This window comes from Cupriavidus sp. 8B, from assembly GCF_054589115.1.
The window spans coordinates 87,320-95,866 of record NZ_BAAILO010000201.1; the positions used below are offsets into that span (position 1 = coordinate 87,320).

General features: G+C 67.6%; 6 protein-coding genes. 3 read left to right on the forward strand and 3 right to left on the reverse strand.

Going from position 1 to position 8,547, the window contains the following annotated elements:
- Positions 1-12 precede the first annotated feature (12 nt).
- The gene (gene atzF / locus ACYP5B_RS19920) at positions 13-1,872 is read right to left on the reverse strand and encodes an allophanate hydrolase (protein WP_459570875.1); all 1,860 of its coding nucleotides are present in this window, start codon (positions 1,870-1,872) and stop codon (positions 13-15) included.
- Between the two features lie 374 nt (positions 1,873-2,246).
- On the opposite strand from atzF, the gene ACYP5B_RS19925 reads away from it, so the two are divergent.
- Positions 2,247-3,524 (forward strand): serine hydrolase domain-containing protein, encoded by a 1,278-nt coding sequence (locus ACYP5B_RS19925; protein WP_459570884.1) that lies wholly within the window; start codon positions 2,247-2,249, stop codon positions 3,522-3,524.
- Positions 3,525-3,571: 47 nt separating this feature from the next.
- Here ACYP5B_RS19925 and ACYP5B_RS19930 read toward each other — a convergent pair whose 3' ends face one another.
- Entirely contained in the window at positions 3,572-4,417 is an 846-nt protein-coding gene (locus tag ACYP5B_RS19930) for a transporter substrate-binding domain-containing protein (RefSeq protein WP_459570876.1), read from the reverse strand.
- Positions 4,418-4,592: 175 nt separating this feature from the next.
- Positions 4,593-5,591, reverse strand: coding sequence for a LysR substrate-binding domain-containing protein (locus ACYP5B_RS19935; protein WP_459570877.1), 999 nt, complete (start codon positions 5,589-5,591; stop codon positions 4,593-4,595).
- Positions 5,592-5,737: 146 nt separating this feature from the next.
- Between ACYP5B_RS19935 and ACYP5B_RS19940 the strand changes: the two genes are divergently transcribed.
- Positions 5,738-6,751: a tripartite tricarboxylate transporter substrate binding protein gene (locus tag ACYP5B_RS19940; protein WP_459570878.1), complete on the forward strand. Its 1,014-nt coding sequence runs from the start codon at positions 5,738-5,740 to the stop codon at positions 6,749-6,751.
- Positions 6,752-6,757: 6 nt separating this feature from the next.
- A complete protein-coding gene (locus ACYP5B_RS19945; protein ID WP_459570879.1) occupies positions 6,758-8,281 on the forward strand; it encodes a UxaA family hydrolase in 1,524 nt (507 codons plus the stop codon).
- Positions 8,282-8,547: the final 266 nt, after the last annotated feature.

Here is an 8,547-nt window from a genome sequence, read left to right on the forward strand (position 1 = left end):
GCGGCTCCCGGGTCAGTTGGCGCTAACGCGGACGTTGCTGCTGGCGAGATAGGCGCGCCAGCCGCCAAAAGCCGTGATATCGCGGGCGCCTTCCAGGCCCCGGGGCTCGCAGATGAACCCGGCGACTTGCCGGCCGTCTTCCAGCATCAGCTTGCCGATGCCAAGCGGCGCAGGAATCTCCGCCACGAACGCGCCGAAACTGGCCAGGGGCACATCCCAGAGCTCGACTTCGATCGGCGCGCCCTCACCCGCGCCGGTATGGACCAGCCCGGGCTTGGGCGGCGTCGTATCCGCCAGCGCATAGAGCCGGTAGCAAGCCGCAGTGCGGCATGCCTCCACAAAGGCCGCGTGGCGCGTGAGCAGCTGGTGGTTGAGCGGCATGCCGCTGAGATGGGCGCCGACCACGGCCAGCCGGACCGACCCTGGCGTGACGGGCGTAGCGCGCTGGGCATCAACGGGACAAGGCCGCCCGGTGGCGCCCAGCGGCAGCGCTTGCGCCGCCTGCCACTGCCGGCCAAGACGTGCCAGCGCGCGGTCCGACCAAGCCGGGGCAACCAGCGTGATGCCGGCCGGCAGGCCGTCCTCGCGCGCACCGGCCGGCAACGCCAGCGCCGACAGGTCGGCCAGGTTGGTGAAGTTGGTATAGGTGCCAAGCCGCGCGTTCAGGCGGATCGGATCGTCCTGCACGGCGGCCAGCGTATAGATCGACGGCGCGCTCGGCACCACCAGCGCGTCGACCTTGGCCAGCGCTACGTGGATCGAGCGGGTCAGCGCCGCCCGCCGGTATTCGGCGTTGAACGCATCCATGGCGCTATAGCGGCCAGCCTCCTCGACGATGGCGCGCACGACCGGATCGATCGCGTCCGGCCGGCTGGCGTGAAGCTGGCTCACCGCCAGGAAGCGCTCAACCACCCACGGCCCCTGGTAGAGCAGCGCGGCCAGCTCGGCGAATGGCGAGAAATCAACGGGCACCAGCTTAGCGCCCATGGCCTGCAAGTCCGCCAGCGCCTGCTTGAAACTGGCCTGCGCCTGCGTATCGCCAAAGAACGCCAGCTGATCGGGAACGCCCAGCACGGGCGATGGCGCCAGCGCGGTAGGCGCGCTGAGCGGATAGCTGCGCGAGTAAGGATCGGCATGGTCGAAGCCGCCGGCGATCTCCGCCACCAGCGCGGCATCGTCGACCGTCAGCGCGAACACGGAAACGCAGTCCAGCGTGCGGCAGGCCGGCACCACGCCGGCGCTGGACAGCCAACCCCGCGTCGGCTTGAGGCCTACGATATTGTTGAATGCCGCGGGAATGCGCCCGGAGCCTGCCGTATCGGTCCCGAGCGAGAACGGCACCCAGCCGCGCGCCACGGAAGACGCCGAGCCCGAGCTGGAGCCACCGCTGACGTACGCCGGATCGAAGCTGTTGGGCACCGCGCCATAGGGCGAGCGCACCCCGACCAGGCCGGTGGCGAACTGATCCAGGTTCGCCTTGGCCACCACGATGGCCCCGGCCGCCCGCAGCCGCGCCACCGCGCCGGCATCGCGCTCGGCCACATACGCAAACGCGGGACACGCCGCCGTGGTGGGCCACCCTGCCACGTCGATGTTGTCTTTCACCACGAACGGCACGCCGTAGAGGGGAAACGCATCGAGCTTGCCGCCCGCCTCTTCAACCCGAGCCTCCAGCGCAGCCAGCTGGGACTGCAGCCGTGCCGCATCCAGGCGCGCGATCCAGGCCGGATCGCCTGCGTCCAGGTCCAGGAACGGGGCGAGCGCGTCCAGCGGCGAGGCGCCTTGCGTCTTGTAAAGCTGTTGCCAGTCAGGCAGGGTCCGGCAACTGCCAAGGCTGGCGGCGGATCGGCGCAGAGGAGTCTTGCTGGTCATCGCTTGTATCCCGGGTTGTATACATGAAGGCGTGCAGACCAACAAAGCAGGAGACATGCCATGTAAGAAGAAAAATAAATTCCTCTTACCAATCGGGGAAATTGGGGATCAGCGCGCCTTCGCGGGCCGAAGACGCATGCAGGGCACCCAGGCGCGCCGCACCATGGGGCGGCGCGCGTGGACCTAAATCAGTGCCTGTGGGCAGGACGACGCCGCAATGTGGTGCGTCATAGGCCGGCTCCGTTATTGCATGGTTTATATTGCCCGGGGCTGCTTGCATGAGAGCCCTTTGACTTTTGGAGGTGGTCTTGAAGATGAGCAACGGCGTTCCCCGCCGCGCGGCGATCGCGCTGGCCCTTTGCGGTTTCGGGCTGATGCCTCTGGCATGGGCCGCCGATGCACCGGTGCCATCGGTGCCCGACGCCGCCGCCAGCGATCCCGCCGGCCTTGGCTGGATGAAAGGCGCGCCACCGCCGCCCGAGCGCACGGTACGCTTCGACGACGGCAGCTATTGGCAATTCCCCGCCCTGCGCTGGAGCGTGTCGCACTTCCGGGAGCTGATGCCCACCGTCAACGTCTCGCGCGGGCTTGGCACGCCGGTGCCGCTGCCGCGCGCGTTGCGCACCGATATCGACGCGCTGCAGTTCCTGCCGATCGGCGCCACCCAGCCGATGACCTGGGCGCAATCCCTGGCGGCCAACTACACCGATGGCATCGTGGTGCTGCAGCGCGGGCGCATCGTCTATGAGCGCTACCTTGGCGCGCTGAGGGACGACGGCCAGCATGCGGCCATGTCGGTCACCAAGTCGGTCATCGGCACGCTCGGCGCCATGCTGGTCGCAGAAGGCCGCCTGGATGCGAGCAAGCGCGTGGCGGACTACGTGCCGGAGCTGGCCCGATCGGCATTCGGCAATGCCACGGTGCGCCAGGTGCTGGACATGACCACGGGGCTCAAATACAGCGAGGATTACGCGGACCCCGACGCCGAGGTCTGGATGCACGCCCAGGCGGGCAGCCCGCTGCCCAAGCCCAAGGACTACACCGGTCCGCGCAATTACTATGAATCGCTCCAGGCCATCCAGCCGCAAGGCGAGCATGGCGCGGCGTTTGGCTACAAGACTGTCAATACCGATGCGCTGGGCTGGGTCATTGCACGCGTGACCGGACGCTCGGTGGCCGAGCTGCTGTCCGAGCGTATCTGGCGCCGGCTGGGCGCGGAGCAGGATGCGTACTTCACCATCGACTCCATCGGCACGCCCTTTGCCGGCGGCGGCCTGAACACCGGCCTGCGCGACCTGGCGCGCTTTGGCGAGATGCTGCGCCGCGACGGCAAGTTCAACGGACAGCAGATCCTGCCCAAGGCGGTGATCGACGACATCCGCCGCGGCGGCGACAAGGCCGCGTTTGCCAAGGCCGACTATCCGCTGCTAACGGGCGGCAGCTATCGCGACATGTGGTGGGTCACCCATAACGAGCACGGCGCCTACATGGCCCGCGGCGTGCATGGCCAGCGCATCTATGTCGACCCGAAGGCCGAGATGGTGATCGTGCGCTACGCATCGAACCCGGTGGCCGGCAATGCCGCCAACGACCCGACGACGATCCCGGCGTTTCACGCGCTGGCGAAGTACCTGCTCGCCAGGCCGCGCTGAATCCCGCTGATCGGGCAAGTACTGGTTTCATCCGCCGTGGCAATGCCTCAGGCGGGGATCTTGCGGAATTTCTCGTGCAGCTGGCGCAGCAGCGGCGTGGGCGTCATGCCGTTCTTCTTCTCGACCTCGATCAGCCAGCCGGTGCGATGCCAGTCCTGTACGATGCGATCGAGGGCGGCCTGCGTATCGGCTTCTCCCTTGCGCAGCCAGATCACCGACGGCGACGGGATCAGGTCGCGCGGCGAGACGATCTCGAAGTCCTTCCAGTCGGCGTTGCCGTCCACCAGGTCCCGCAGCGTGGGGCTGACGTGCACGGCCGCCACGCAGTTGCCGCCCTTGAGCGCCAGCAGCGACTCGGGCTGCCCCCGGAACGCCTTGATCTGCGCGCCATATTGCTCGGCCAGGGGCTTGGTGAAGTTGCTGCCTTGCGAGACGCAGACGGGCTTGCCCTTGACATCTTCCCACCTGGCGATGCCGCTGCCCTTGCGCGCGATGGCAGCACCGCCGACCTCCTCGAACGGCGTGGGCACGAAGGACAGGATCTCGCTGCGCTCCTGGGTCCATTGCATGTTTGCGATCAGGATATCGACCTTGCCTTGCTGCAGGAACTGGACACGATTCGACGGCTGCACCTGGATGGTTTCCAGCGCCACGCCCAGGCCCTTGGCCACGCCCTCGGATAGCTCTACGTTATAGCCGATGTGCTTCTGCGTGGCCGGGTCGATGGTGCCGAACGGCGGGCCTGACAGGATCACGCCAACCACCAGCTTGCCGCGCTGCTTGATCTTGTCGAGCGTGGCGTCGGCGTGGGCGGGAACGGCTGCCAGGGAAAAGACGGCGCACAAGGCGGCCGCAAGACGGTGAAGCAGCGGGGATCGCTCGAGGGAATGCATGCGGGAGAGGCGGGGGGCCATAAGAGACAAGAACGAGGAAGGGGAAAACGAAAAGCGAGCGGGCATGTTGCGGGATCGCAAGGGTGCCCACAACAAATGCTTTCAGATATGGATATGCGCAGGGGTGCCGGAAACGGCCGCGTGCCCCGCCTCGCTCGCCCCCGGCGCGACGCGCCTATCGTGCCCGCCGCGCCGCGCGCCCCGTCTTGTCCGCGGCCTTCTTCTCACCCGCAGGCGGCGCGGCGAATTGCCCGGCCGCCGCGCGCAGGCATTCGAGCAGCTGGATGCTGCTGGGCGTGGGCCGCCCCTCGCGCAGCGTGATCACGCCCACCGGCGGCAGCTCCAGGGGCACGTCCATGGGCAGGACATGGAAGCGGCCTTCCCGCTCGAACTGCTGCCCCACCGACCTGGCCAGGAAGCCCACCGCGTCGAGCTGGGTGACGAAGGTAGAAATCGCCAGGTAGGACGACGACTCGATCAGGTCGGTCGGCGGCTGCAGCCCGTGCCGGTAGAACTCCTGCTCGATCTTGACCCGCAGCGAGGCCCACGGCGGCGGCACCACGCAAGGCATGCCGGCCAGGTCCGCCCAGCCCGGCGCGCGCTTGCCCGCCAGCGCGTGGCCGGCGCGCACCACCGCCACCATCGGCTCGTTATAGAGCGGCTCGGTGATCAGGTCCGGCGCGGCGTAGCCGGGCTCCAGCCGCCCGACGATCAGGTCCAGTTCGCTGATGCGCAGCTTGGGCAGCAGGTGGGGCAGGTCGCCCTCCTCCACCAGCACGGTGGCCTGGGCCGAGCGCTGCTTGAGCAGGCCCACGGCTTGCGCCAGCAGCACCGGCAAGGCCGCGCCCATCGACCCCACCCGGGTGCGCCCGGCGGCGCCGCTGGCCTCCGCGGCGATCTCGTCGCGCGTGCGCTCGTATTGCGCCAGCACCGAGCGGGCAAAGCGTACCAACGAGGCGCCCGCCGGCGTGGGCTCGGTGCCGCGCGTGGAGCGCGTGAAGAGCGTCAGCCCCAGTGCCTTCTCCACCTCGGTGAGCATCTTGGAGACGGCCGGCTGGCTGACGGAGAGAAACTCGGCGGTGTGGCCGAGATGGCGGAATTCGTCCAGCGCCACCACCAGTTGCAGGTGGCGTAGCTTGATGTTGGAGCGCAGCGCGCGGTCGATCTGGGGCATGACGCGATTCTACTTAACTTTAAGGTTATGAAGCCATTCCGATCATTGATTGGATTGTTATGAAGGGCTTTGCCACAATCCTGCCTGACCGATGGAATGTTGCCATCGGCCCATGACTCCAATAACGACTCCTGCGAGGACGACACATGACCGCACCCCACGGCATCAATCACGGGCGACGCCGCCTGCTCATCAGCGGCGCCGCTGCCGCCACGGCCGGCACTGCCGGCCTGTTGCTGCCTGGCTTCGCGCGTGCCGCCGGGTACCCGGAGCGGCCCATCACCTTTATCTGCCCGTGGCCTGTCGGCGGCACCGCCGACCAGTCGATGCGCGCGCTGTGCCAGGTGGCGTCGGGCGTACTCAAGCAATCCATCGTGGTGGAGAACCGCGCCGGCGCATCGGGCATGATCGGCACCAAGGCCCTGGCCCGCGCCAAGCCGGACGGCTACACCATCGGCCAGGTGCCGATCTCGGTGACGCGCTTCTCGCAACTCGGCATGCTGCAGCTGGACCCGCGCAGCGAGCTGACCTACCTGGCCCGCACTTCCGGCCAGACCTTCGGCATCGCGGTGCCGGCGAACTCGCGCTTCAAGTCGCTCAAGGAAGTCGTGGCCGAAGCCAAGGCGCATCCCGGCAAGCTCACCTATGCGCATGCCGGCATCGGCGGCGCCACCCACGTGGGCATGGAGGAATTCGCGCAGGCCGCTGGTGTGCGCTTCAATGCCATTGCCTACAAGGGCGGCGCGCAGGCCTTGCAGGACGTGCTTGCCGGGCAGGTCGACCTGCTGGCCGATTCCAGCTCGTGGGCGCCCCACGTGGAAGCCGGCAAGCTGCGCCTGCTGGCCACCTGGGGCGACCAGCGCACGCCGCGCTTCAAGGACACGCCGACGCTCAAGGAACTGGGCTACAACGTGGTGGTGGATGCGCCCAACGGCATCGGCGCGCCCGTCGGACTGGATCCCGCCGTGGAAAAGAAACTGCGCGACGCCTTCCGCCAAGCCGTGGCCAGCAAGGAATTCCAGCAGGTCGCGGCCCGCATCGATGCGCCGGTCATGTACCTGGACGGCCCGGAATACAAGCGCTACATCAGCACGGTGTACGACCAGGAAACCCACCTGATCCAGCGCCTCAAGCTCAAAGAACTGCTGCAACAAGGCTGACCCAACGTGAACTCCGCCGCCCTGATCCGCCTGCATGCGAACGACAACGTCCTGATTGCCCGGGACGCCCTGAGCCTTGGCCAGAGCCTGCCTGAACTAGGCCTGCGCGTGCGCGCGCAAGTGCCCGCGGGGCACAAGATCGCCGCTTGCGCCATTGCCAAGGGAGCGCAGATCCGCAAGTTCGACACCGTGATCGGCGTGGCCGAGCGCGACATCGAGGCCGGCGATCACGTGCATTCGCACAACCTGGCGCTGGTGGATTTCTATCGCGATCCGGGCTTCTGCCAGGATGTGCGGCCGGTGGACTATGTGCCCGAAGCCGAGCGCGCCACCTTCATGGGGTTCGTGCGGCCCGACGGCCGCGTCGGCACGCGCAACTTCATCGGCATTTTGTCGTCGGTGAACTGCTCGGCCACGGTGATCCGGCATATCGCCGACTACTTCACGCCCGAGCGCATGGCGGCCTATCCCAATGTGGATGGCGTGGCCGCCTTTGCGCAAACGAGCGGTTGCGGCATGTCCTCGCCCAGCGAGCACTTCGACGTGCTGCGGCGCACCCTGGCCGGCTATGCGCGCCACCCCAACCTGGCCGGCGTGCTGATCGTGGGCCTGGGCTGCGAGCGCAACCAGGTAGCGGGCCTGATGGAGTCGCAAGGCCTGGTGCCCGGCAGCCATGTGCGCACCATGGTCATGCAGGACAGCGGCGGCACCGCGGCCACCATCCAGGCCGGCATCCGCGCCATCGAGGAAATGCTGCCCGGCGCCAACACCGCCACGCGCCAGCCCGTGCCCGCCAGCCACCTCAAGATCGGCCTGGAATGCGGCGGCTCGGACGGCTTCTCCGGCATCAGCGCCAACCCGGCGCTGGGCGCGGCCATGGACATCCTGGTGCGCCACGGCGGCACCGCCATCCTGTCGGAAACCCCCGAGATCCACGGCGTCGAATACATGCTCACGCGCCGCGCCGTCACGCCGGAAGTCGGCCAGAAACTGCTGGACCGCCTGGCCTGGTGGGAACGCTACACCGCAGGCCAGAATGCCCAGTTCAACGGCGTGGTCGGCCACGGCAACCAGCAAGGCGGCCTGGCCAACATCTTCGAAAAATCACTCGGCTCCGCCATGAAAGGCGGCACCACGCCGCTGCAGGCCGTCTATGAATACGCCGAGCCCATCGAGCAAGCCGGCTTCGTCTTCATGGACTCCCCCGGCTACGACCCCGTCGCCGCCACCGGCCAGATCGCCAGCGGGGCCAACCTGATCTGCTTCACCACCGGGCGAGGGTCGATGTTCGGCTCCAAGCCCGCGCCCACCATCAAGCTGGCGAGCAATACGCCGATGTACACGCGGCTCGAAGGCGATATGGATATCAACTGCGGGCTGGTGCTGGACGGCGAAATGAGTGTTGAGCAGATGGGGCAGCGGATTTTTGAACACATCCTGGAAGCGGCATCCGGGCAACCGACCAAGAGCGAGGCGCTCGGGCTGGGCGACAACGAGTTTGTGCCCTGGCATCTGGGCATCGTCAGTTAGGAAGCCCCGCGGTTTGGAATCACCACGAAGTAGCGAGCGCCCGCCCTCTCCCCCGGCCCCTCTCCCACAAGTGTGGGAGAGGGGAGCCAACCGGCGGAAGCAGAATCGACATCGTCAAACCAACGATTCGGCGTAGCCGTGTGACCCGCCCCCAGGCGGGGAACACCCAAGCGCGATGCGAAGCGAGCCGTGGAGGTGTGCCAAGGCCGTATGGGGCGCCTCGGGATTCGGCGAAAAGAGCGGAAAAGAGGGACCCATGTCTGAGT